The following is a 21,009-nucleotide window of genomic DNA, read 5'->3' on the forward strand; positions in this document are numbered from 1 at the left end:
TTCAAGGTAATGATCTAAACTCTGACTTTCTTTCCTGAGTGACATGAGTAGAAAAGAGTTTGACTTTAAACCAATGCAAAAAAGCCGTATCAAGAGATACGGCTTTTTCTAATATGGCTCCTCCTACTGGACTCGAACCAGTGACCTGCGGATTAACAGTCCGTCGCTCTACCAACTGAGCTAAGGAGGAACAAATTTTAATAAGTGGTGCCGACTACCGGAATCGAACTGGTGACCTACTGATTACAAGTCAGTTGCTCTACCTACTGAGCTAAGTCGGCACATTTTCGTTAATAAGTAATCGACTTACTAACTGAAAAATGGCTCCTCCTACTGGACTCGAACCAGTGACCTGCGGATTAACAGTCCGTCGCTCTACCAACTGAGCTAAGGAGGAACAAATTTTAATAAGTGGTGCCGACTACCGGAATCGAACTGGTGACCTACTGATTACAAGTCAGTTGCTCTACCTACTGAGCTAAGTCGGCACACTATATTCTTTAACTATTGTTCGTGCTAAGCACCAACAATTAATAAATTGTGGTGCCCGGAGGCGGAATCGAACCACCGACACGAGGATTTTCAATCCTCTGCTCTACCGACTGAGCTATCCGGGCGACGAGGTGTATTAAACGGTTTTTCGGCTCTTAGGTCAACCATAAAATTAAAATAAAATATCGTTTGATGAAAATGTGCTCGGAGTGGGCTGTTTTTATGCATTTTTGATACAAATACACCATTAACTAAGCTTTCTTTAATGGAGAGATAGGAGTTTGAAAGTAGAGTAAATGGATAAAAACAAAAAAAGCACGCTTGAAAACGTGCTTTATACTAAACAATTGACTTTAACCTAGTGCTTTACAGAGAACTTGTTTACCCAGCCTTCTAGCTCATCCGCCAGCGAAGCTAAACTTTGAGTGCTTGATTGACTCTCCGTTACCACAGAGTTGAGCTGGCTTCCGCTTTCCTCGATAAGATTGACGCGCAGCGCAATATCATCACTAACCTGAGTTTGTTCGGCTGCTGCGGTCGCGATCTGCTGGCTCATTGCGGTGATAGATTCTAACGCCGTTACAATTTGCTGCAGAGCTTCAGAGGCATTCTTAGACTCTGTTACTGTGCCCTCACTGGTTTCTGCACACACTTCCATTGTGTGAATAGCGTTACGGGAACCTTCTTGCAGGTTGGAGATCATATGCTGAATCTCTTTAGTGCTATCTTGTGTTCGGCCTGCCAGGTTACGCACTTCGTCGGCAACAACGGCAAAGCCTCGACCTTGCTCTCCGGCACGTGCTGCTTCAATGGCAGCATTGAGTGCGAGTAAGTTTGTTTGCTCTGCAATATCGCCAATTACATCGAGCACTTTCACTATACTATTTACATCCTGATCTAGATCGGCGACCGCTTTACTTGCAGTATTTAATTGAGAAGCCAAACCTTGAATGTTTTCAACAGTACTGTGAATCAGCTTCTGAGTATGCTGACTTTGTTTATCGGCTTCGTCTGTGTTGTTTGCTGTATCACTTGCCGAGTTGGCAACATGGTTGGCTGAAGATGCCATTTCAGTCATCGCAGTGGCAATCATTGCTGTTGACTGCTGCTGGGATACGGTGAGATCGGCAATCGTATTTGAGCGAGATTCTACGGCAGATAACTCAGCGCGCAGTGCGTGCATGGATTTCTCAAGGTTTGTCACCATAGTGGCTAGTGATTGACTCATATCTTGCACCGCACGATAGATACTTCCTCTCGGCGCCACTGCATCAAAACTGGTCTGAATGTCGCCTTGTGCGACAGCTTGAACGGCTTTGCGCACATCGTTTGGCTCTCCACCAAGTAGATTGAGCATCTTGCGAATCGAGATTATCAGGCCACCGAGAATACTCCCCGCGATAACTAAACACAGTACAAGCTGCCATTGAGCGGTAGCCCAGAAGCGAGCATTTACCTCATTAAAGCCGATCCCTGTACCTACAACCCAGCCCCAATGTGGTGTTTTCTCGACAATAGAGTGTTTTTCTTCAATGCTTCCGTCGGCCTGCTTTTGACTCCAGGTATATTCGACGATTTGACCTGTTTTGCGCCCCAAAACATCTAAGATAAGTTGGCCGACGCTGTTGCCATCTCCATCACGAAAGTCGTGAAAGCTTGTGCCATGTAATTGAGGGTCAAGCGGAGCTGCAACAAAAATCATGTTCTCATCTGCGACATAAACGTATTCGTTGTCTTTGTAGATATTATTACGAAGTAGGCGAGTGGCTAATGATTTCGCTTCGTCCTCTGGCATTTTGCCTTCGATAGCCATTTTTTCTACTTCGGTAAGAATGCTGTACGCACTTTTGAATAGCTCAGTAACCCGAGCTTTGTTATCAAGGTTACTTGCGACGCGAAGTGTCCATAAGCCCGTTGCGGTCAGTGCTAGGAGTGCTAGCAATATGATCGCAGATAATAAATAGGCTTGAGTTTTTAGTTTCATATTTGGCTCACAAATAAAGTGTCATCACTATGCAAGGCATAGCTAAAAGAAGAAATGTAATAACTCGGGCATCTTAGTGAAGATGAATATTCGCGCATACTAATGCGTATTGAAATTATGATGAGGATTAAATTTTTAGCGTAAAATAAGTATTTTTTAGAGATTGGGCTTAATATTTTGCGATGCTAGAAACAGAGAAACAGAGAAACAGAGAAACAGAGAAACAGAGAAACAGAGAAACAGGGGGAATGAAATGAACGTAGGGCAGATGCCAAAAAGCCGCATCAAAAGATGCGGCTTTTAAAAATGGCTCCTCCTACTGGACTCGAACCAGTGACCTGCGGATTAACAGTCCGTCGCTCTACCAACTGAGCTAAGGAGGAATTATTCGTGTATCGTGTTTAGCAATGACACCAAATAATGGTGCCTCGAGGCGGAATCGAACCACCGACACGAGGATTTTCAATCCTCTGCTCTACCGACTGAGCTATCGAGGCAAAAGAATGGTGCCGACTACCGGAATCGAACTGGTGACCTACTGATTACAAGTCAGTTGCTCTACCTACTGAGCTAAGTCGGCACACTTTATTCTTTTTAGAAGAGATGAACTCTTCGTTTTAAGAATCTCATTTTCATGAAATTCTTGAATTTGGCTCCTCCTACTGGACTCGAACCAGTGACCTGCGGATTAACAGTCCGTCGCTCTACCAACTGAGCTAAGGAGGAACTATCCTGTTTTGTGTCTTGCCAATGATTTAAATTAAGCAAGCGCACCAAATATGGTGCCTCGAGGCGGAATCGAACCACCGACACGAGGATTTTCAATCCTCTGCTCTACCGACTGAGCTATCGAGGCAAAAGAATGGTGCCGACTACCGGAATCGAACTGGTGACCTACTGATTACAAGTCAGTTGCTCTACCTACTGAGCTAAGTCGGCACGCTTTATTCTTTGTGCTTTTGTCCGTGTTATAACATTTCGTTAAGACACCAACAAATCAAATTGTGGTGCCCGGAGGCGGAATCGAACCACCGACACGAGGATTTTCAATCCTCTGCTCTACCGACTGAGCTATCCGGGCGACGGAGCGCTATTAAACGGATTTTCCCGCTTTGCGTCAACCACTTTTTTTAAATAATTTCAAAAAAGTGCTTGTTCGAACGCTTTTTATTCAACTGTCACTACAAAGTTTGCTTTGAGTTAATTCCTTTTTGAATTTGTAACTTTTTCTAGGTAACGACGTGCTTCTGCGTTCGGATGTTTCTTAGTTAGTGCCCAATAAACTTGGTTGGGTTGCAACGAATTAAGATCTTGCATTGCGCGTTTGCGATCGCTGCGATGGAATGTGTTTAAAACACCTCCAGTACCACCATTGTAAGCTGAAATCATACTGTACTCGAGAGAGGTTGGGTGATGGACTTCTCTTAAATAACGATTTTTTAAGATGTAGAAATACGCAGTACCGGTATCGATGTTGTTTTCTGGATTAAACAAATATTCCGGGCTTGGTTGGCCTGAGCGCTTTTTCACGAGCTTGAATACGTCTCGACCGGCGGTTTTAGGTACAACTTGCATTAAGCCATACGCATTTGCCCAACTTACCGCGTACGGGTTGAAGCTGCTCTCGGTTTTAATTATGGCGTATATCAAATCTTCTGGAATATCGTATTTCTTGGAAGCTCGGCGCACGATGTCGGCGTATTGGTAGCTGCGTGTTGAAAAATGGTCTTCAACCATGGGGATTTCGACGTAATACGCTTTCTTGAAATCAACGTCTTTGGTTTTGATTTTGTTTGCGATGAGATACTCCGCAAATCGGTTTGCCCGCCAAGACCACTGAATTGGCTTATTGTCTTGATCGACAACTTGTTTATACAGAAATGGTTGCCCTTCTAACGTGATTCCTTTTGAGGAGAACAAGTCGACGTGAGCTGGGTCGTCTGGCGTGAGTAAGGTAGTGACAATCGCCTCTTTGAGGTGCTTTTGGGGCTCGGTCGGTGATACGGTTTCAATCGTGATCACGCCTTTGCGAAAGTCGACTTCGGCACGGCTAAGGTAGTTATCGATATATTTGACGTAATTACTTTTGCCTGCGTACTTAATTTCTTTTTTACCCCAGCGCTTTTGAATATTACCAGAGAAACTATTGATCAGGGCATCCAACGCGGCGGTATCTTTTTCAAATTGTCCAGGTAGCTCAGCTAAGTTATTGGCAAAACGGTTTGTGGGCTCGTAGTTGACGTCATAAATCTTTTCGACGAATTCACGGCTACAGCCAGCCATTAAAAGTGCGGCAGCAATAAAGACAATTTTTTTCATAAGTATCAGGGCTATTGAAGGTAATAGAAAAATGACACCACAAGTGGTTGTGATGTCATTGTTTTAACTCAAGCGACTTTATTCGCTCGGCGGTGTGTAACCTTCGATATGAACGTCTTTTCCTTCAAAGAGGAAGTTTACCATTTCTGTTTCGATCAGTTTTCGGTGCTCTGGATCCATCATGTTGAGTTTCTTTTCGTTGATCAACATGGTTTGTTTGTGTTGCCACTGAGCCCACGCTTCTTTCGAGATGTTGTCGAAAATGCGTTTACCTAGTTCACCAGGGTAAAGTTGAAAGTCTAGACCTTCGCCTTCTTTTTTTAGTCGAGCACAAAATACAGTGCGGCTCATAATGACTCCTTGTATTCAATTAACGAAGTTCGTGGGGTAGCGCTTCCAGCAATAGTTTTACTGGCGCGGCTAAACCGACTTCTTCAGGTTTAGATAAGTTATACCAAAGACCTTTGTTGCCTTCCATTATCACGTCCGGTTGCTTTGATAAATCAATCAAAATTGGCGTGATATCGAGGTGGTAATGGCTAAAGGTATGGCGAAAGGTAATCAGTGTTTGCTGCTGCTTGATATTGCTGGCTTGAATGCCACGTTGATCCAGTAGCAATTCAATGTCGCTTTCTACATCCACATGTTCGGTTTGTGGGAAGCAAAATAAGCCACCCCAAATGCCTGTTTGTGGTCTTTGTTCTAACCACACTTCATGACCACTTTCGGTGTTGTGGTGAAGCATTACAAAACGAGTTTGCTTGATTGGCTTGTCTTTTTTCGGTTTTTTACCCGGGTAGTCGAGCACATTGCCTTGTTGTTTTGCCACACACAGATCCGCCACAGGGCAGAGGCTACATTTGGGTTTGCTGCGAGTGCAGACCATTGCGCCCATGTCCATCATTGCCTGGTTATACTTATCTACGTCCGTTTGTGGGGTATGCGTTTCGGCAATTTCCCACAGCTGGTTTTCAACCTTTTTTTGTCCTGGCCATCCTTCGACTGCGAAACAGCGGGATAGGGTGCGCTTCACGTTGCCATCAAGAATCGCATGTGGTTGTTTATACACAGACGATAAAACGGCGGCTGCGGTAGAGCGGCCAATCCCCGGTAAGGCGTTCATTTTCTCTATATCAAGAGGAAACTCACCATTGTATGTAGAGGCGACCTCTTGTGCTGCTTTGTGAAGGTTACGGGCTCGGGCGTAATACCCTAAGCCAGTCCAAAGGTGCAGGACTTCATCTTGCTCAGCATTGGCAAGATCGATAACGGTTGGAAAACGCTCCAAGAAACGTTGGTAATACGGAATAACCGTAGTGACCTGAGTTTGCTGAAGCATGATTTCAGACAACCAGACACTGTATGCGGTCTTATTTTGTTGCCACGGAAGATCTTTTCTTCCATATGCGTCATACCATTCTAGGATGGCACTGGCGAAAGGTGTCACGACTTGCTCTGTATTCTATTATTGGTTAGGTGCAAAATTGCACCACATAATGGGCAAGAAGTACAACGGATAAACAGTAGGGATATAAAGAGGTGTGCTATTGCTTTTGGGCTGCCATAGGCCAAGAGCTCAACAAATACTTGCACCTCAGTAAATTCTTTGGATAATCCCCGCTTTGATTAATCAATGTGCAGGCAAAATCAATGAGTGAAGTAACCACTAACGAATACAACGAAGACGGAAAGCTGATCCGCAAAATCCGCAGCTTTGTGCGCCGTGAAGGGCGTTTGACTAAAGGTCAAGAGAGCGCGATGAATGAATGCTGGCCAACGATGGGTATTGACTTCAAAGCTGAACTTCTCGATTGGAAAGAAGTGTTTGGCAACGATAACCCAGTAGTGCTTGAGATCGGTTTTGGTATGGGTGCTTCACTGGTTGAAATGGCAAAGAATGCACCAGAGAAGAACTTTATTGGTATCGAAGTACACAGCCCGGGTGTTGGTGCTTGTCTTGCGGATGCGCGTGAGGCGGGAGTTACTAACCTGCGTGTGATGTGCCATGACGCAGTGGAAGTGTTTGAGCATATGATTCCAAACGGCAGCCTATCGACACTGCAGTTGTTCTTCCCAGACCCTTGGCACAAGAAACGTCACCACAAGCGTCGCATCGTTCAATTAGGTTTTGCTGAAATGGTTCGTGAGAAGCTGATCCCTAATGAAGGTATTTTCCACATGGCGACAGACTGGGAAAACTACGCAGAGCACATGATTGAAGTTATGAACCAAGCACCAGGTTTCGAAAACATTGCTAAAGATGGTGATTTCGTTCCTCGTCCAGACGACCGTCCTTTAACGAAGTTTGAAGCTCGTGGTCACCGTCTTGGTCACGGTGTGTGGGATATCAAATATAAGCGTATCGCGTAACTAGAGGAGTTCATGGGATGTACCATTACGCGATATTAGCGAATCCGGGTCATAACCGAATTTACTTTGATAGCGCAATGACCATTGCCTGTTCAGAGCTAAAAGCAATTTTAGCTTCACAAGGCGTGGATGTGACAGAAATTGGTAGTAAAGAGGTTGGCTTACCTGCTGCGTTGGTGTTTTCTTGTCAGGAAGCTCTAAGCGATGAGCAGACGCGAAGAATCGCAGCCTCTTCGATTTACTATGCACTATTTGAAGTGTGCGAAGATGGTTTACTTCGACCAATTCAAGCGCCAGCGTTCAATACTTTCCCGGAAAGCATGAGTCAGATTCTGCGTTATACCGGTAAAACAAACGAGCAGTTTACTCGCTTGATGGTGAATATCGGCATTAGTGCATCCAATACGGGAAGTGAGCAGCTGACCTTAATGGATCCAATGTGTGGTAAAGGTACAACCTTATTTGAAGGCTTGATCCACGGTTTGAACGTGGTAGGGGTAGAGATCAATGCCAAGTGGGTGCAAGAGATCCAGACCTTTATCGTTAAGTTCATGAAGAATGGCCGCTTTAAGCACAAAGTGAGCAAAGAAAAGCGCACTGCGGGTGGCAAGAAAGTGGCGGATGGTTTCGTGGTTGAAGCTGCAGCAAATAAAGAAGATTACAACCAAGGCAACCTTCAGTTTATGAAGCTGTATTCGGCTGATACACGTATCGCTGATCAAGTCGTGAAAAAGAACTCAGTTGATGTGATGGTGTCTGACTTGCCTTACGGCGTGCAGCACGGCAGCAAAAATGCCAAGGACAGCAAACTGAACCGGAGCCCACTAGAGCTTTTAAACGAGGCTCTGCCTGCATGGAAAGTGGTATTGAAAAAACAAGGTTCAGTGGTGTTGTCTTTTAATGAATTTACGTTGAAATGGAAAGACGTCGCGGCATTATTTGAAGAGCAAGGTTGGAAGGTACTTTCAGAAGAGCCTTACATCGGTTATCTTCACCGTGTTGATCAATCTATCAACCGCAATATTATTGTGGCAGTAAAACCATAATCGACTTGAGTCGAACGAACCCTATGGAAAAGCCAACGACACGTTGGCTTTTTTTACCTCTGAGCTCAACGAGTTCTCTTGTAAATAGAAGGTAGAGAATGAAACCGACAGTGGAAATTTTGACAGATATTTTGGCGGAAGTGCGCCCTTTAATCGGCCAAGGCAAAGTGGCTGATTACATTCCTGCTCTGGCAAAAGTACCCAGCAACAAGTTAGGTATTGCGGTATACACCAACGAAGGTGAGGTTATTAAGGCGGGCGATGCCGATGAACCTTTCTCTATACAATCTATTTCAAAAGCATTGAGCTTGACGTTAGCGATGTGCTTGTACAAGCAAGAAGAAATTTGGTCTCGAGTGGGAAAAGAGCCTTCGGGGCAGGCATTTAACTCGCTAATCCAGCTAGAAATGGAGCAAGGTATTCCTCGCAATCCTTTTATTAATGCTGGAGCGATAGTTGTGGCGGATCTGTTGCAAACTCGCTTATCTGCACCTCGTCAGCGCCTATTGGAATTTGTACGTCAGCTTTCTGGTGATACTCATATTGTGTATGACAAAGTCGTCGCGGCATCCGAAATGATGCATGGTGATAGGAATGCGGCGATTGCTTATCTCATGCGCTCGTTTGGTAACTTCGAAAATGAAGTAATCCCAGTGCTGCAAAACTACTTCCACGCTTGTGCACTGAAGATGAGCTGTGTCGACTTGGCTAAAACGTTTAGCTATTTGGCAAATAAGGGCACATCGGTACAAACGGGTAAGCCCGTTGTTTCTCCCGTGCAAACCAAACAACTTAATGCGCTGTTAGCAACGTGTGGCCTGTATGATGGCGCGGGCGAGTTTGCTTATCGTGTTGGCATGCCTGGTAAGTCTGGTGTCGGTGGTGGCATTATCGCGGTAGTACCTGGCGAAATGACCATTGCAGTATGGTCTCCAGAGCTTGATCCTTCAGGTAACTCGCTTGCTGGTACTAAGGCGCTTGAGCTGCTCTCTGAGCGAATTGGCCGTTCAATTTTCTAATGTTGGAAGTGTGTCAACCTTATTTAGGATGGTACTGTTTCTAAATAAAAAGCCTCTCAATTGAGAGGCTTTTTTTGTTTTTGGGTTGCGTTACTCTTCGCTTTCTTCGGCCATAAAGGCTTCGAGCAAGTCATTAAGGAAGAGCTTCCCTTTTTCAGTAATTTGCCAATGAGTGGCGGTTTCACTCAAGTAGCCCATTTCTAACGCCCAATCAATAGTTTCTTGAATCGTACTGAGCGGTAAGCCTGTTGTGTCCACGTAATCTTGCTTCGGGCATGCTTCCATTAAGCGGAATCGGTTCATAAAGAACTCGAATGGACGATCTTCATCCGCGACGACATGTTCTGTATGCAGATAAGGTTTGACCATATTTTGATAAGCCGCTAAATAGCCACGCGGGTGTTTTACCTTTGTCGTTCGAATAATACGCCCGTCGGTAAAACTGAGTTTGCCATGAGAGCCACAACCAATACCAAGGTAATCGCCAAAGCGCCAGTAGTTGAGGTTGTGCTGACACTGATAGCCCGGCTTGCTGTAACCCGAGATTTCATATTGCACATAACCCGCGGCTGCAAGTTTTTGGTGTCCGAGCTCGAAAATATCCCACAAATCATCATCATCAGGTAGCGTTGGTGGCTTGTAGTAAAACATGGTGTTTGGCTCGATGGTCAGCTGATACCAAGACAAGTGCGGCGGTGCCAACTCAATCGCTTTGTCCAAATCTGCCAAGGCTTGTTCGATGCTTTGATCAGGTAAGCCGTGCATGAGATCGAGGTTAAAGCTGTTCAAACCGATTTGGTGCGCCAGCTTAGCAGCATTGACGGCTTCGTCTTGGCCGTGAATGCGCCCCAAACGCTCAAGCTTCTGCTGCTCAAAGCTTTGCACACCGATAGAGATACGCGTTACACCAGCTTTGCGGTAGCCAACAAAACGCCCTGCTTCGATAGTGCCTGGGTTCGCTTCCATGGTGATTTCGATTTCAGGCTTGAACGGAATACGCGCTTCAATGCCCTTAAGTAGACGCTCGATGCCTTCTGCCGAAATCAAACTCGGCGTACCACCACCAATGAAGATTGAATGCAGTGGACGTGGCGCTTCGTTAAGGCGGTATTTCTCAATGTCAGTATCCAAATCTTCTAGAAGGGCACTGATGTACTCTTCTTCTGGAATCTCGGTTTTGAGCGCGTGAGAGTTAAAGTCGCAATACGGGCACTTTTGTACACACCAAGGGATGTGTACATACAAGCTGAGTGCTGGGGGCGTTAACATGGTCTAATTCGCTCGTGATTACTGAGACACTTGCTCAGATAGTTGAGCAAACAACGACTGGAGCGCTTTACCGCGGTGAGACAGTTGTTTCTTACGTGCAGGTTCAAGTTCGGCTGACGCACAGTTGTCTTCAGGAACAAAGAAGATTGGGTCGTAGCCAAAGCCATTTTCACCGTGCGCTTCAGTTAGAATGCGGCCTTCCCATTTTCCGTGGCAGACGATAGGCGTTGGGTCGTTCTCGTGACGCATGAGGACTAATACACAGTGGAAACGTGCTGTACGCTCTGCTTCTGGTACGCCTTCCATTGCCGCTAGCAATTTTTCTAGATTCTCTTGATCAGATGCGCTCTCGCCTGCGTAACGTGCAGAGTAAATGCCCGGAGCGCCTTTTAAGAAATCGACTTCTAAGCCAGAGTCATCTGCAATCGCAGGAAGCCCTGTTTCTTGTGCGGCATGGCGAGCTTTGATGATCGCGTTTTCAATGAAGGTTGTACCCGTTTCTGCTACTTCCGATACATTGAATTCACTTTGCGCTAATACTTCAAAACCGAAGTCAGACAATAAATCTGCCATTTCACGAACTTTGCCTTGGTTACCGGTTGCTAGCACAATTTTTTTCATGGGAATCTCTTTTAATAGTGATAGAGGAGAACAAATCGTTCTCCTCTAGATATTCTTTAACTAATAAGTGGTTTTTAGCCTGCTTAGATCCAAAAGCTTTTGGATCATCACAACCCAATTACTCTTCAACATAAAACTTCTGGGTGAATTTAAGCTTACCTGAGCCTTTGTTTCCAGCTTTTACGTCAATATCGAAAGTAAAAGTTTCTTCGTGGGTAATTGGCAGTTCGGCTAAATAGTATATCGCATTGCCTTCTTTGACTTCACGAAAGGACAAGGTCTGAGTTTGGCCGATGAGGTTTTTCGCGCGTCCAGCAATTTTTGCTTCTAATGCAGGTTTACCCAATGAAGCTCTATCTAGCACGCTAATATTAACCACAGCGAGGTATCCATTACGCTTGATATCGTAGCTACGTGCGACTTTCGGTGTTAAGAATGTCGAGTTAAACGCGACATAGTGTACTTCGATATCTTTCATATTTTTAAACTGATCGGCGAAGCTTGGTAACGACAATAGGCTGATCAGTAATGCGGTAATCCATTTGCTCATTGTTACTTCCTCAAAGCACTTGTTATAAAACAACCATAGCCGCAATTTTACCTTGGTCAGGGGGTAAAAAATGCGTACTCAGTCGTTGGTATTAGTAAGTGTGGTACAAAATTGTAAATAAAAAGCCATCATAAGATGGCTTTAATTTCTGTCGGTATCTGGGTAGGTGATTCTATCCGAATTTGTTTGTGCCGTCCTAATTCACCTTTTTCTATGTGAACCAAACCCTTAGCGATTTTAAACTGCTTGGCTAAGAACTTAGTTAGGTGCGCATTAGCTTTGCCATCGACAGGTGGAGCAGTAATGGCGATTTTGAGCTCTTCACCATGCAAGCCAACAATTTTATCGCGGCTTGCTTTAGGTTGAATATAGAGCTTTAGGATGATGTCCTCGCCATCTTGCCAAACTGCGGCTGACATTATAACTGGAACCAAATTGGACCAATGATATCACCCATCAAGAAGTTCGCGAACTGCAAGCCGATAAACAGTACCAGTACGCTCAAATCAAGACCACCAATAGCCGGAATAATACGACGGATTGGTGCGCACATTGGCTCGGTTAATTGATGGAATACGTACTCGATAGGGCTGCGACCTTGGCTTACCCAGCTCAAAATTGCACGGATCAATAGTACCCAGAACAGCAGACCTCCAGCGGCTTTGATTAATGATAACAAGCCCAAGAACAAGAAATCAGCGCTGAAAGAGACGGAACCGTTCGAAGCTATCAGGATCAGAACGACAAATTTAAGCACACACAACACGTAGGCAAACAACACTGTTGCTAGGTCAATATTCCCCACGGAAGGGATAATGCGGCGCAGTGGACCAATGACCGGCTGAGTCGCTTTTACTATGAATTGCGAGAATGGGTTGTAGAAGTCTGCGCGTGCAGCTTGCAACCAAATTCGCAAAATTACGACCATGATGTACAGGTCAAATAGGGTTGAGATGAGAAAACTCATTGAATTCATAAGGTACCCTTAACAAGTGATGGATGATACTAAACGGAGTTCATCCAAATAATTAAAACAGTTTTTCCATTTCTTCCGCGCGAGCCACAGCAGCTTGCATGGCTTTAGCAACAATATCTGAAAGTTGATGTTCGTTGAATGTACGCAGTGCTTCAGCCGTTGTCCCACCTTTCGATGTCACGTTCTCACGCAGGGTCGATAGCTCAGTTTCTGGGTTGCTAACCACCATACTGGCCGCGCCCAATGCAGCTTGCTGAACCAATAGTCGAGCGGTGTCTTTATCAAAGCCTTGAGCAATCGCTTCTGCTTGCATCGCCTCCATAAACAGGAAGAAGTATGCCGGAGCACTGCCAGCTGCGGCAATCACATTATTGATGCCAGACTCTTGCTCAACCCAACATACTTTACCGACCGCTTCCATTAACTCTGCAGCAAAAGCTTTGTCTTGCTCAGTTACATGGGCTGGTGCGAATAAACCACTCATGCCCAACCCAAGTTGTGATGGCGTATTTGGCATAACACGAACCAAGTTCAATTTGGTGTCTAGCATATCATCCAATCGTGAACAGTTGATGCCAGCGGCAATAGAAATCACCAGTTTATTAGTGAAATCGATCGCTTGCAGTGGTTTACAAACATCAGCCATCATTTGCGGTTTCACAGACAATACCACCACATCCGCCTCGGTCGCAGCTTGGATGTTATCGCTGGTGGTACGGATGCCAAAATCTTGTTCTAGCGGAAGACGGCGTGCCTCTGAAGGCGCTGTCGCGGTAATGTTTTGCGCTGGGTATCCGTTAGCAACCAAGCCAGAAACAATGGCTCTCACCATGTTGCCAGCACCAATGAAGGCGATTTTTTTATGTTCCATTTGTCTGATTTCCATCATGATATTTAGAGTTTGTTGTGCGCTCAGGTGTATAATGGCGCCGCTGTTACTTACTGCTCCTATTGGCGAGTAAGATGATTGCGCGATTTACTCTTTAATTTAACGACGAATTTATGTCGCTAGTGAGCGTTTTGTTGATTTAGCTGTAGTCTCGCGCGCCGAAAATAGCGGTTCCAATACGAACCATTGTACTACCAGCTTCGATTGCAGCGGTCATATCACCACTCATTCCCATTGATAATGTATCGATTTCTGGGAACTGAGCTTCGAGTGTTTGCTTCAATGTGGCCAACTTCTGAAACTCATGAAGTTGTGATTCGTAGTCAGACACGTTGGCAGGAATCGACATCAACCCTCTTAAAGTGAGGTTGGGTAGGCGAGAAATCAACTCCGCCAGCTCGAATACTTCCGCTTCGGTGACACCAGACTTAGATGCTTCACCACTGGTGTTAACCTGAATCAGAACTTGTAGCGGTTTAAGTTCGCTTGGACGCTGATCATTCAGGCGTTGAGCAATCTTGGTTCGATCGATGGTGTGAACCCAATCGAAATGTTCGGCAACAAGTCGCGATTTATTCGACTGAATCGGGCCAATGAAGTGCCATTCGATTCGATTATCTGGATAATGCTCGGCAAAGTGCTGAACTTTACTGACGCCCTCTTGGACGTAGTTTTCACCAAAGGCGGTTTGTCCCGCTTGGTGGGCTTCGAGAATTGCCTCGACAGGTTTAGTTTTGCTTACCGCTAGAAGTTGCACTGACTCTGGAGTTCGACCAAATTTTTGTTCGTCATATCGAATTTGAGAGGTGATATGTTCAATATTTTGTTGAATACTACTCATAGCTGTACTTTAGACTTAAGGATTTTAAATGGATATCACTGAGTTACTGGATTTTAGTGTAAAACATAATGCCTCGGATCTACATCTTTCTGCAGGTGTCCCACCAATGGTTCGTATTGATGGGGATGTGAGAAAACTAGGCATTCCAGCGTTTACACACCAAGAAGTGCATCGTTTGGTTTTCGAAATCATGAACGATGCCCAACGCAGTGAGTTCGAAGAAAAACTCGAAGTCGACTTCTCTTTTGAGTTGCATAACGTTGGTCGTTTCCGTGTCAACGCTTTCAACCAATCTCGTGGCTGTGCGGCAGTATTCCGTACCATTCCAAGTAGCATTCCAACTTTGGAAGAGCTGGAAGCTCCCGAGATCTTCAAAAAAATTGCGAACGCTGAAAAAGGCTTAGTTCTGGTTACTGGCCCAACAGGTTCTGGTAAATCGACGACCTTAGCAGCCATTGTTGACTACATTAATCGTAATCACAACAAGCACGTACTCACAATTGAAGATCCGATTGAATTTGTTCACAACAACAATAAATGTTTGATCAACCAGCGTGAAGTACACCGTGATACGCATAGTTTCCAAAACGCACTGCGCAGCGCATTACGTGAAGACCCAGATGTCATTCTGGTTGGTGAGATGCGTGACAAAGAAACCATCAGCCTTGCGTTAACGGCGGCGGAAACGGGGCACTTAGTGTTCGGAACGTTACACACCAGCTCGGCGGCAAAAACCATTGACCGTATTATCGATGTGTTCCCTGGCAGCGATAAAGACATGGTGCGCTCGATGCTTTCTGAATCCCTTCGTTCGGTTATCGCGCAAAAGTTATTGAAACGTAATGGTGGTGGCCGTATTGCATGCCATGAAATCATGATGGCAACGCCTGCGATTCGTAACTTGATCCGCGAAGACAAAGTCGCGCAGATGTATTCGATCATTCAAACTGGTGCGGCTCACGGCATGCAAACCATGGAGCAAAATGCTCGTCAGTTAATGGCACAAGGTATGGTCGCTCGTGAAGAGGTCGATAGTAAGATCGGGTTAGAAGTGCAGCAATTCTCGTAATACGTAGGTGAACACGGAAGATGGATCTAAATAAATTTCTCGAAGGTATGCTGGCGCTGAAAGCGTCGGATCTGTACATCACGGTTGGTGCGCCAATTTTGTTTCGCGTGGATGGCGAATTGCGACCTCAAGGTGAAAAACTCACCGAGAGTGATGTGGCGGCATTACTCGACAGTGCTATGGAGCCAGATCGGCGTCAGGAATTTCGTAAAAGTCGTGAATCGAATTTTGCCATTGTGAGAGATTGTGGCCGCTTCCGTGTTAGTGCTTTTTTTCAACGGGAATTACCAGGCGCAGTGATTCGTCGTATTGAAACCAATATTCCCACTTTTGAGCAGTTAAAGTTACCGTTAGTGTTGCAAGATTTGGCAATAGCTAAGCGTGGTTTGGTGCTGGTGGTCGGTGCTACTGGGTCAGGTAAATCCACCACAATGGCGGCAATGACGGGCTATCGAAACAGCAACAAGACGGGACACATTTTGACGGTCGAAGATCCGATCGAATTCGTGCATGAGCACAAGCGCTGTATCGTGACTCAACGCGAAGTTGGGTTAGATACGGAAAGCTATGAAGTTGCGCTTAAAAACTCGCTGCGTCAAGCGCCAGATATGATTTTGATTGGCGAGATCCGTAGCCGTGAAACAATGGAATACGCGATGACCTTCGCCGAAACGGGCCATTTGTGTATGGCAACGTTGCACGCCAACAATGCCAACCAAGCTTTAGAGCGCATTCTTCACTTGGTACCGAAAGATCAAAAAGAACAATTCTTGTTCGACTTGTCGATGAACCTAAAAGGCGTGGTTGGTCAGCAGCTGATCCGAGATAAAAATGGGCAGGGGCGTCATGGTGTGTTTGAGATCTTGCTAAATAGCCCACGTGTGTCGGATTTGATCCGTCGCGGAGATTTGCATGAGTTGAAGTCAACCATGGCTCGCTCAAATGAGTTTGGTATGCTGACGTTCGATCAATCTCTTTATAAGTTGGTGATGCAAGGTAAGATCAGCGAAGAGGACGCGCTGCACAGTGCCGATTCGGCGAATGATTTGCGCTTGATGTTGAAAACACAGCGTGGCGAAGCATTCTCTACGGGCAGTCTTGCTAACGTTAAGATCGATATGGATTAAGCGTGTTTAGACGAAAAAAGGTTGGCACTTGCCAACCTTTTCTTGTTTTGAGTATTGTGTTTTATTCACCCCAGAGGGCTTCAAACCAGCTTTCTAGAATCACCACCGCTGACTGGCAGTCCACATTCCCTTTCGATAGGGCTTTGTAGCCGCCCATGCTGAACAACTCCGCACGAGCTTCTGCTGTAGATAATCGCTCATCATGCAGTTCAACAGGTAAGCCGTATCGGCCTTGCAGACGCTTAGCAAATTTTCGTGCACGAGGGGTTATGGTCTCAAGGTCTTTGCCATGAAGATCAGTTGGTAAACCGACCACTAGCAAATCTGGCTGCCACTCTTTGATTTGCTTTTCGATATCGTCCCAATTTGGAATACCGTCATTGGCTTTAAAGGCTTTTAATGGGGAAGCCGTACCAGTAATTTCTTGGCCAATAGCGCTACCAATGCTTTTGGTTCCAAAGTCAAAAGCCATAATTGTGCGTGACATAAGGTGTCTCTATCTAATGTAACTGTATTTCGGACTAAGCATGTCCAGAGTCTGCTGAAAGATGACTTGGGTCGATGCCCAGCTTTTCGACCGCTTTCTTCCAACGCTCGTTGATTGGTGTATTAAAGATAATTTCAGGCGTCGCTTCAATGGTGAGCCAAGAGTTTTCGACCAGCTCATTTTCTAATTGGCCTGCACTCCAACCTGAATAGCCAAGTGCCACTAAGTAATCACTTGGTTCTGCTTCTGTTCCTAACACCGAAAGAATATCACGTGAAGTGGTTACCGCGAGATCATCAGTCATTTGGACGCTGGACTCGTAGTAATCTTTAGGTTTATGCAGAATAAAACCACGATCTTCCGAGATTGGGCCGCCATTGTAGACTGGTCTATCTAGGCTGGCTTCAAATAGGCGCGGGTGTACTGGCTGAACTTCCACCTGCTTGAGCATGTTGCCGACGGTGATATCAACAGGAGCATTGATCATCAATCCCATAGCGCCGTCTTCGTTGTGCTCACAAACGTAGATCACGCTGTTTTGAAAGTACGGATCTTTCATCCCAGGCATGGCAACTAAAAAGTGATTTGTGAGATTCATACTCATATTGACCCTTAACTCTCGTAAATGCCCTTAAGCAAACATCATACAGTTTACCATCTAGGTATGTGCATGAGTTTGCTTAAGTTAATGTACTACGCTCTCTATTAACTGTAATACAGTTTGAGTTATTCGCCTTTTACTCGACGCTCAATCGCATCCATCAGTTTGCCTGTGATTGAGATATCAAAAGCCGCTTCAATTTCGCGAATACAGGTTGGGCTGGTGACGTTGATTTCTGTTAGCTTGTCGCCAATTACGTCAAGGCCAACAAAGATAAGGCCTTTTTCTTTCAGTGTAGGAGCCACAGTTTGAGCAATCTTAATATCGGTCTCGCTTAGTGGTCGAGCCTCACCTGTGCCACCAGCCGCAAGGTTGCCGCGCGTTTCACCTTTTGCAGGAATACGAGCTAGACAGTAAGGCATTGGTTCACCATCTACGACTAAGATACGTTTGTCACCGTTGCTGATATCTGGCACGAAGGTTTGCGCCATTGCGTAGTTTTGACCGTGGTTGGTCAGTGTCTCGATGATTACAGAGACATTAGGGTCGTTTTCTTTTACGCGGAAGATAGATGCGCCGCCCATACCATCAAGCGGTTTTAGGATGACATCACCATGTTTTTCACGAAACTCTTTAATTTTCTCTGCTTTTCGCGTCACGATTGTCGTTGGTGTCAGCTCAGGGAACCACGCTGTAAACAGTTTTTCATTACAATCACGTAGACTTTGAGGTTTGTTAACGATCAGTGCACCTTGTTCTTCTGCACGCTCAAGGATGTAAGTCGCGTAGATGTATTCTGTGTCAAACGGAGGATCTTTACGCATTAGTACAGCGTCTAGCTCAGACAGTTCGATCGTTTGCTCTGATTTGAACTCGTACCAACCGTTTGGATCTTCTTTTAGCTCCACCACTTTAGTATCTGCAATGGCAACGCCTTGATCGAGATGCAGATCATTCATTTCCATGTAGTGGATTTCATAGCCGCGTCGTTGCGCTTCAAGCATCATGGCAAAGCTAGAGTCTTTTTTGATGTTAATGGACGAAATTGGGTCCATCACAATGCCGAGTTTGATCATTATTTTTCTCCGTTTAACCAAGATCGCCGAAACGAACTTGTAAGGCTGTAATTGCTGTCAGAGCCGCTGTTTCGGTGCGCAGAACGCGAGGGCCGAGTAGCGTTTCTTCAAATTGATATTCTCGAGTCATCTCGATCTCTTCAGACGATAAACCGCCTTCAGGGCCGATCAGTAGGCGCACTTTCTCAACAGGTGTTGGCAGTGTGTTGATTGAGTAGTTAGCACGAGGATGAAGATTGAGCTTTAAGCCATCGTACTCTTCTTTACACCACTCTTCCAAGCTCATAATTGGACGAATTTCTGGAACGACATTGCGTCCACACTGCTCACAGGCACTGATGGCGATTTTTTGCCATTGCGCGAGTTTTTTCTCAAAGCGCTTTTGGTCAAGCTTGACGCCACAACGTTCGGAAATCAAAGGTGTGATGGTATTGACGCCAAGTTCCACTGACTTTTGGATAGTGAACTCCATCTTATCGCCACGTGAAATAACTTGACCAAGGTGCAGGTCTAAAGGGGATTCAATACTGTTTTCTACACGCTCGGTAATGTTAACCAAAACCGTCTTTTTGCTGACTTCACTGATAACCGCTGGGAATTCTGCGCCGCTGCCGTCAAATAGGAGAACGTCTTGGCCTTCTTTCATGCGCAGAACACGGCCGATATGGCCTGCTGCGTCGTCACTTAAAGCAAGTGAGCCAAGTTGATGAATGGTTTCTGGATGATAAATTCGAGGGATACGCATGAGATTTCCAGCAAGAGAATAAACTTAAACCCTAACATGGATGCTTTCCACCGAAAAAACAAGGGGCAAGAAGCGTTTCAATATCAGTTATTGAAACGCTTCAAGGTAGAGGAGTACTAGAGTGCGCGACAGGCTTTTTGAACAAATGGGTTATGATTGCCTTGTACTTTGGCAATGCGCTCGTCACGCTCACATTCCCATTTATCGACTGGGTAGGTTTTGTTCCAAGCACTCATCAACTGCGTTTGCTGTTTTGATAATTTAAAGCCGTACTCTTTGCTCATGTATAGGTAGGTACGAGCAATCGAACCTCGAGCACGGTCTGGTGGCATGACTTTACGCTGCTTAAAGTTCACTTGCATCTCACAGCGACCATAACTCACGCCATCGATACCGTTCCATTGGCTAAAGTTGTAGTTCGAACGGTCACCGTTTACTTCACCAATGGCAGGGGTTAGGTTGTGCAGGTCTGCTTCCATCAAGCGAAAGGTTTTGTCTTTTTTCTTGCAGTTTTTACGTCCGCCATCTTGCCAGCATTGACGCTGGTGGCCAAATTGCCACGCAGGTACCACATGCTCCCATTCGATTCGTGCGGCCCGCTTTTCCTGTTTACGGACTTGGTAACCGCAAGAGGCTAAATCTGGGGAGCCTTTTTTGTCTTGCCATTGAATGTTGCAGCCACAGTAAAAGCTTGTTGGATGGTCTTGATAAATTTTTACCGCCTCACGTTTGGCGGCAGAGAATGAGCTTGGTGGCGCGGCAACCGCAGTGCTAGAAAGCGCGATAAGTAACAAAGAGAATAGGTATTTCATGATTAAAGTCTTTATAAAGTATGACTTTATTCATGATAACACGCATAAAATAGCTTTAGTGATGAGTAAGTTAACAATAAATGGCGAAGGGAAGGTTTTGATAAACTCGATCTTTATTTTGGGAACGCAAGTAACACTATGAGATATAGATTACGATAATTGAACGCCTGTGAAGTTAAGTGGTTGGCGGCATTTTTGACAAGAGTACGTCGCCTCTTTGCGCAGCACTTTATTATGACGGCGAATCGATAGAGGGTAGGTCATACAGCCACAACGATACTCAAAGGTTTTACCTTGAACGGATTTTACTTCAAAGCTGTGAGTGGTTTTGGCGGGCACTTTAAATACGGCTTCCATGACACCTTGCCATTCTTTGCCGTGAGGTCTAACTCGTCCGTAAACCTGATAAGTAATCAGGTGAGCCACCTCGTGAGGAATGACTTCATCTAAGAATGCTTGGGTGTTTTCGCGAAATAAAACGGGGTTTAGGCGAACTTGATTTAATTGAAGGTAGGCTTTTCCTGCCGCTTTTCCGCGGACGTTGAAGGTGACCGTTGGAATAGGAAAAGAACGTTTGAAAGCTTGCTCTGCCATCGCGATGCAGTCCGCCATCACTTGCTTGGCTTTATAGCTTAGTTCTATATCCACAACTCACCTCGATAAATCAAATAAAAAAGCCCCCGCATTCGCGAGGGCCAGATCATAGCATCAGTTAA

The 21,009-nt window shown here is 45.4% G+C and carries 22 protein-coding genes and 12 tRNA genes; 5 read left to right on the forward strand and 29 right to left on the reverse strand.

The features are described 5' to 3' along the window. Positions 1–114: 114 nt before the first annotated feature. The 16 genes from VEA_RS04400 to mutY form a co-directional block, all read right to left on the reverse strand. Positions 115–190 (reverse strand) — tRNA-Asn (locus tag VEA_RS04400). Positions 191–205: 15 nt separating this feature from the next. Next, positions 206–281: transfer RNA gene (locus VEA_RS04405), tRNA-Thr, on the reverse strand. A gap of 40 nt (positions 282–321) precedes the next feature. After that, positions 322–397: transfer RNA gene (locus VEA_RS04410), tRNA-Asn, on the reverse strand. Between the two features lie 15 nt (positions 398–412). Then, positions 413–488 (reverse strand) — tRNA-Thr (locus VEA_RS04415). A 53-nt stretch (positions 489–541) separates the two neighbouring features. Then, positions 542–617, reverse strand: a tRNA-Phe gene (locus VEA_RS04420). A 233-nt stretch (positions 618–850) separates the two neighbouring features. Next, positions 851–2,476 (reverse strand): methyl-accepting chemotaxis protein, encoded by a 1,626-nt coding sequence (locus VEA_RS04425; protein WP_012841391.1) that lies wholly within the window; start codon positions 2,474–2,476, stop codon positions 851–853. Between the two features lie 307 nt (positions 2,477–2,783). Next, a tRNA-Asn gene (locus tag VEA_RS04430) sits at positions 2,784–2,859 on the reverse strand. 38 nt (positions 2,860–2,897) lie between these two features. After that, positions 2,898–2,973 (reverse strand) — tRNA-Phe (locus VEA_RS04435). A 7-nt stretch (positions 2,974–2,980) separates the two neighbouring features. Then, positions 2,981–3,056, reverse strand: a tRNA-Thr gene (locus tag VEA_RS04440). Between the two features lie 70 nt (positions 3,057–3,126). After that, positions 3,127–3,202 (reverse strand) — tRNA-Asn (locus VEA_RS04445). A gap of 54 nt (positions 3,203–3,256) precedes the next feature. Further along, a tRNA-Phe gene (locus VEA_RS04450) sits at positions 3,257–3,332 on the reverse strand. A gap of 7 nt (positions 3,333–3,339) precedes the next feature. Further along, positions 3,340–3,415, reverse strand: a tRNA-Thr gene (locus VEA_RS04455). Between the two features lie 66 nt (positions 3,416–3,481). Beyond that, positions 3,482–3,557, reverse strand: a tRNA-Phe gene (locus tag VEA_RS04460). Between the two features lie 119 nt (positions 3,558–3,676). Continuing rightward, positions 3,677–4,795, reverse strand: a complete 1,119-nt coding sequence (mltC, locus tag VEA_RS04465) for a membrane-bound lytic murein transglycosylase MltC (RefSeq protein WP_012841392.1) — start codon at positions 4,793–4,795, stop codon at positions 3,677–3,679. Between the two features lie 78 nt (positions 4,796–4,873). Continuing rightward, positions 4,874–5,146, reverse strand: coding sequence for an oxidative damage protection protein (locus tag VEA_RS04470; RefSeq protein ID WP_005381002.1), 273 nt, complete (start codon positions 5,144–5,146; stop codon positions 4,874–4,876). Positions 5,147–5,165: 19 nt separating this feature from the next. Beyond that, positions 5,166–6,242, reverse strand: a complete 1,077-nt coding sequence (mutY, locus tag VEA_RS04475; protein ID WP_006743100.1) for an A/G-specific adenine glycosylase — start codon at positions 6,240–6,242, stop codon at positions 5,166–5,168. 203 nt (positions 6,243–6,445) lie between these two features. On the opposite strand from mutY, the gene trmB reads away from it, so the two are divergent. The 3 genes from trmB (at position 6,446) to glsB (ending at position 9,230) form a co-directional block, all read left to right on the forward strand. Then, the gene (gene trmB, locus VEA_RS04480; RefSeq protein ID WP_006743099.1) at positions 6,446–7,165 is read left to right on the forward strand and encodes a tRNA (guanosine(46)-N7)-methyltransferase TrmB; all 720 of its coding nucleotides are present in this window, start codon (positions 6,446–6,448) and stop codon (positions 7,163–7,165) included. A gap of 17 nt (positions 7,166–7,182) precedes the next feature. Continuing rightward, entirely contained in the window at positions 7,183–8,211 is a 1,029-nt protein-coding gene (locus VEA_RS04485; RefSeq protein WP_006743098.1) for a TRM11 family SAM-dependent methyltransferase, read from the forward strand. 98 nt (positions 8,212–8,309) lie between these two features. Further along, entirely contained in the window at positions 8,310–9,230 is a 921-nt protein-coding gene (gene glsB, locus VEA_RS04490; RefSeq protein ID WP_005393987.1) for a glutaminase B, read from the forward strand. A 90-nt stretch (positions 9,231–9,320) separates the two neighbouring features. On the opposite strand, the gene hemW is transcribed toward glsB, so the two are convergent. From hemW to VEA_RS04525, 7 genes are all read right to left on the reverse strand, one after another. Next, positions 9,321–10,499: a radical SAM family heme chaperone HemW gene (gene hemW, locus VEA_RS04495; protein ID WP_006743096.1), complete on the reverse strand. Its 1,179-nt coding sequence runs from the start codon at positions 10,497–10,499 to the stop codon at positions 9,321–9,323. An 18-nt stretch (positions 10,500–10,517) separates the two neighbouring features. Further along, positions 10,518–11,120 carry an XTP/dITP diphosphatase gene (locus tag VEA_RS04500; RefSeq protein ID WP_006743095.1) on the reverse strand — a complete coding sequence of 201 codons (603 nt, stop codon included), beginning with the start codon at positions 11,118–11,120 and terminating at the stop codon, positions 10,518–10,520. A 118-nt stretch (positions 11,121–11,238) separates the two neighbouring features. Next, on the reverse strand, positions 11,239–11,670 hold the full coding sequence (locus VEA_RS04505) for a DUF4426 domain-containing protein (protein WP_005393982.1): 432 nt from the start codon (positions 11,668–11,670) through the stop codon (positions 11,239–11,241). A 128-nt stretch (positions 11,671–11,798) separates the two neighbouring features. Then, positions 11,799–12,089 (reverse strand): DUF167 family protein YggU, encoded by a 291-nt coding sequence (yggU, locus tag VEA_RS04510; protein ID WP_005393980.1) that lies wholly within the window; start codon positions 12,087–12,089, stop codon positions 11,799–11,801. Continuing rightward, a complete protein-coding gene (locus VEA_RS04515) occupies positions 12,089–12,646 on the reverse strand; it encodes a YggT family protein (protein ID WP_012841393.1) in 558 nt (185 codons plus the stop codon). Before VEA_RS04515 ends, yggU begins: the two co-directional genes overlap by 1 nt. Positions 12,647–12,698: 52 nt before the next feature. After that, entirely contained in the window at positions 12,699–13,517 is an 819-nt protein-coding gene (gene proC / locus VEA_RS04520; protein WP_012841394.1) for a pyrroline-5-carboxylate reductase, read from the reverse strand. Between the two features lie 157 nt (positions 13,518–13,674). Next, positions 13,675–14,376 (reverse strand): YggS family pyridoxal phosphate-dependent enzyme, encoded by a 702-nt coding sequence (locus tag VEA_RS04525; RefSeq protein ID WP_006743092.1) that lies wholly within the window; start codon positions 14,374–14,376, stop codon positions 13,675–13,677. 28 nt (positions 14,377–14,404) lie between these two features. On the opposite strand from VEA_RS04525, the gene VEA_RS04530 reads away from it, so the two are divergent. Beyond that, entirely contained in the window at positions 14,405–15,445 is a 1,041-nt protein-coding gene (locus tag VEA_RS04530; protein ID WP_005381015.1) for a type IV pilus twitching motility protein PilT, read from the forward strand. 20 nt (positions 15,446–15,465) lie between these two features. Then, entirely contained in the window at positions 15,466–16,572 is a 1,107-nt protein-coding gene (locus VEA_RS04535; RefSeq protein ID WP_006743091.1) for a PilT/PilU family type 4a pilus ATPase, read from the forward strand. Between the two features lie 61 nt (positions 16,573–16,633). Here the strand turns inward: VEA_RS04535 and ruvX are convergent, their stop codons facing one another. From ruvX to VEA_RS04565, 6 genes are all read right to left on the reverse strand, one after another. Further along, on the reverse strand, positions 16,634–17,059 hold the full coding sequence (gene ruvX / locus VEA_RS04540) for a Holliday junction resolvase RuvX (RefSeq protein WP_005381017.1): 426 nt from the start codon (positions 17,057–17,059) through the stop codon (positions 16,634–16,636). Positions 17,060–17,093: 34 nt separating this feature from the next. Next, on the reverse strand, positions 17,094–17,657 hold the full coding sequence (locus VEA_RS04545) for a YqgE/AlgH family protein (RefSeq protein WP_005393973.1): 564 nt from the start codon (positions 17,655–17,657) through the stop codon (positions 17,094–17,096). Positions 17,658–17,785: 128 nt separating this feature from the next. Further along, complete coding sequence (gene gshB / locus VEA_RS04550; RefSeq protein WP_006743090.1) at positions 17,786–18,736, reverse strand: glutathione synthase; 951 nt, start codon at positions 18,734–18,736, stop codon at positions 17,786–17,788. A gap of 13 nt (positions 18,737–18,749) precedes the next feature. Beyond that, positions 18,750–19,481 carry a 16S rRNA (uracil(1498)-N(3))-methyltransferase gene (gene rsmE, locus VEA_RS04555; RefSeq protein WP_005393970.1) on the reverse strand — a complete coding sequence of 244 codons (732 nt, stop codon included), beginning with the start codon at positions 19,479–19,481 and terminating at the stop codon, positions 18,750–18,752. A 116-nt stretch (positions 19,482–19,597) separates the two neighbouring features. Then, positions 19,598–20,293 (reverse strand): deoxyribonuclease I, encoded by a 696-nt coding sequence (endA, locus tag VEA_RS04560; RefSeq protein WP_006743089.1) that lies wholly within the window; start codon positions 20,291–20,293, stop codon positions 19,598–19,600. Positions 20,294–20,443: 150 nt separating this feature from the next. Continuing rightward, entirely contained in the window at positions 20,444–20,941 is a 498-nt protein-coding gene (locus VEA_RS04565; RefSeq protein WP_012841396.1) for a SprT family zinc-dependent metalloprotease, read from the reverse strand. Between the last annotated feature and the right edge of the window lie 68 nt (positions 20,942–21,009).

Source organism: Vibrio antiquarius, from assembly GCF_000024825.1.
GTDB classification, from domain to species: domain Bacteria; phylum Pseudomonadota; class Gammaproteobacteria; order Enterobacterales; family Vibrionaceae; genus Vibrio; species Vibrio diabolicus.

Bases quoted from the DNA above. Each gene is read 5' to 3' on its own strand.
- VEA_RS04525 (WP_006743092.1), bottom strand. From the start codon at position 14,376: ATGAGTAGTATTCAACAAAATATTGAACATATCACCTCTCAAATTCGA.
- VEA_RS04515 (WP_012841393.1), bottom strand. From the start codon at position 12,646: ATGAATTCAATGAGTTTTCTCATCTCAACCCTATTTGACCTGTACATC.
- proC (WP_012841394.1), bottom strand. From the start codon at position 13,517: ATGGAACATAAAAAAATCGCCTTCATTGGTGCTGGCAACATGGTGAGA.
- endA (WP_006743089.1), bottom strand. From the start codon at position 20,293: ATGAAATACCTATTCTCTTTGTTACTTATCGCGCTTTCTAGCACTGCG.
- VEA_RS04500 (WP_006743095.1), bottom strand. From the start codon at position 11,120: ATGAAAAAAATTGTGCTAGCAACCGGTAACCAAGGCAAAGTTCGTGAA.
- glsB (WP_005393987.1), top strand. From the start codon at position 8,310: ATGAAACCGACAGTGGAAATTTTGACAGATATTTTGGCGGAAGTGCGC.
- rsmE (WP_005393970.1), bottom strand. From the start codon at position 19,481: ATGCGTATCCCTCGAATTTATCATCCAGAAACCATTCATCAACTTGGC.
- hemW (WP_006743096.1), bottom strand. From the start codon at position 10,499: ATGTTAACGCCCCCAGCACTCAGCTTGTATGTACACATCCCTTGGTGT.
- trmB (WP_006743099.1), top strand. From the start codon at position 6,446: ATGAGTGAAGTAACCACTAACGAATACAACGAAGACGGAAAGCTGATC.
- VEA_RS04485 (WP_006743098.1), top strand. From the start codon at position 7,183: ATGTACCATTACGCGATATTAGCGAATCCGGGTCATAACCGAATTTAC.
- yggU (WP_005393980.1), bottom strand. From the start codon at position 12,089: ATGTCAGCCGCAGTTTGGCAAGATGGCGAGGACATCATCCTAAAGCTC.
- VEA_RS04505 (WP_005393982.1), bottom strand. From the start codon at position 11,670: ATGAGCAAATGGATTACCGCATTACTGATCAGCCTATTGTCGTTACCA.
- gshB (WP_006743090.1), bottom strand. From the start codon at position 18,736: ATGATCAAACTCGGCATTGTGATGGACCCAATTTCGTCCATTAACATC.
- VEA_RS04535 (WP_006743091.1), top strand. From the start codon at position 15,466: ATGGATCTAAATAAATTTCTCGAAGGTATGCTGGCGCTGAAAGCGTCG.
- ruvX (WP_005381017.1), bottom strand. From the start codon at position 17,059: ATGTCACGCACAATTATGGCTTTTGACTTTGGAACCAAAAGCATTGGT.
- mltC (WP_012841392.1), bottom strand. From the start codon at position 4,795: ATGAAAAAAATTGTCTTTATTGCTGCCGCACTTTTAATGGCTGGCTGT.
- VEA_RS04425 (WP_012841391.1), bottom strand. From the start codon at position 2,476: ATGAAACTAAAAACTCAAGCCTATTTATTATCTGCGATCATATTGCTA.
- VEA_RS04530 (WP_005381015.1), top strand. From the start codon at position 14,405: ATGGATATCACTGAGTTACTGGATTTTAGTGTAAAACATAATGCCTCG.
- VEA_RS04470 (WP_005381002.1), bottom strand. From the start codon at position 5,146: ATGAGCCGCACTGTATTTTGTGCTCGACTAAAAAAAGAAGGCGAAGGT.
- VEA_RS04545 (WP_005393973.1), bottom strand. From the start codon at position 17,657: ATGAATCTCACAAATCACTTTTTAGTTGCCATGCCTGGGATGAAAGAT.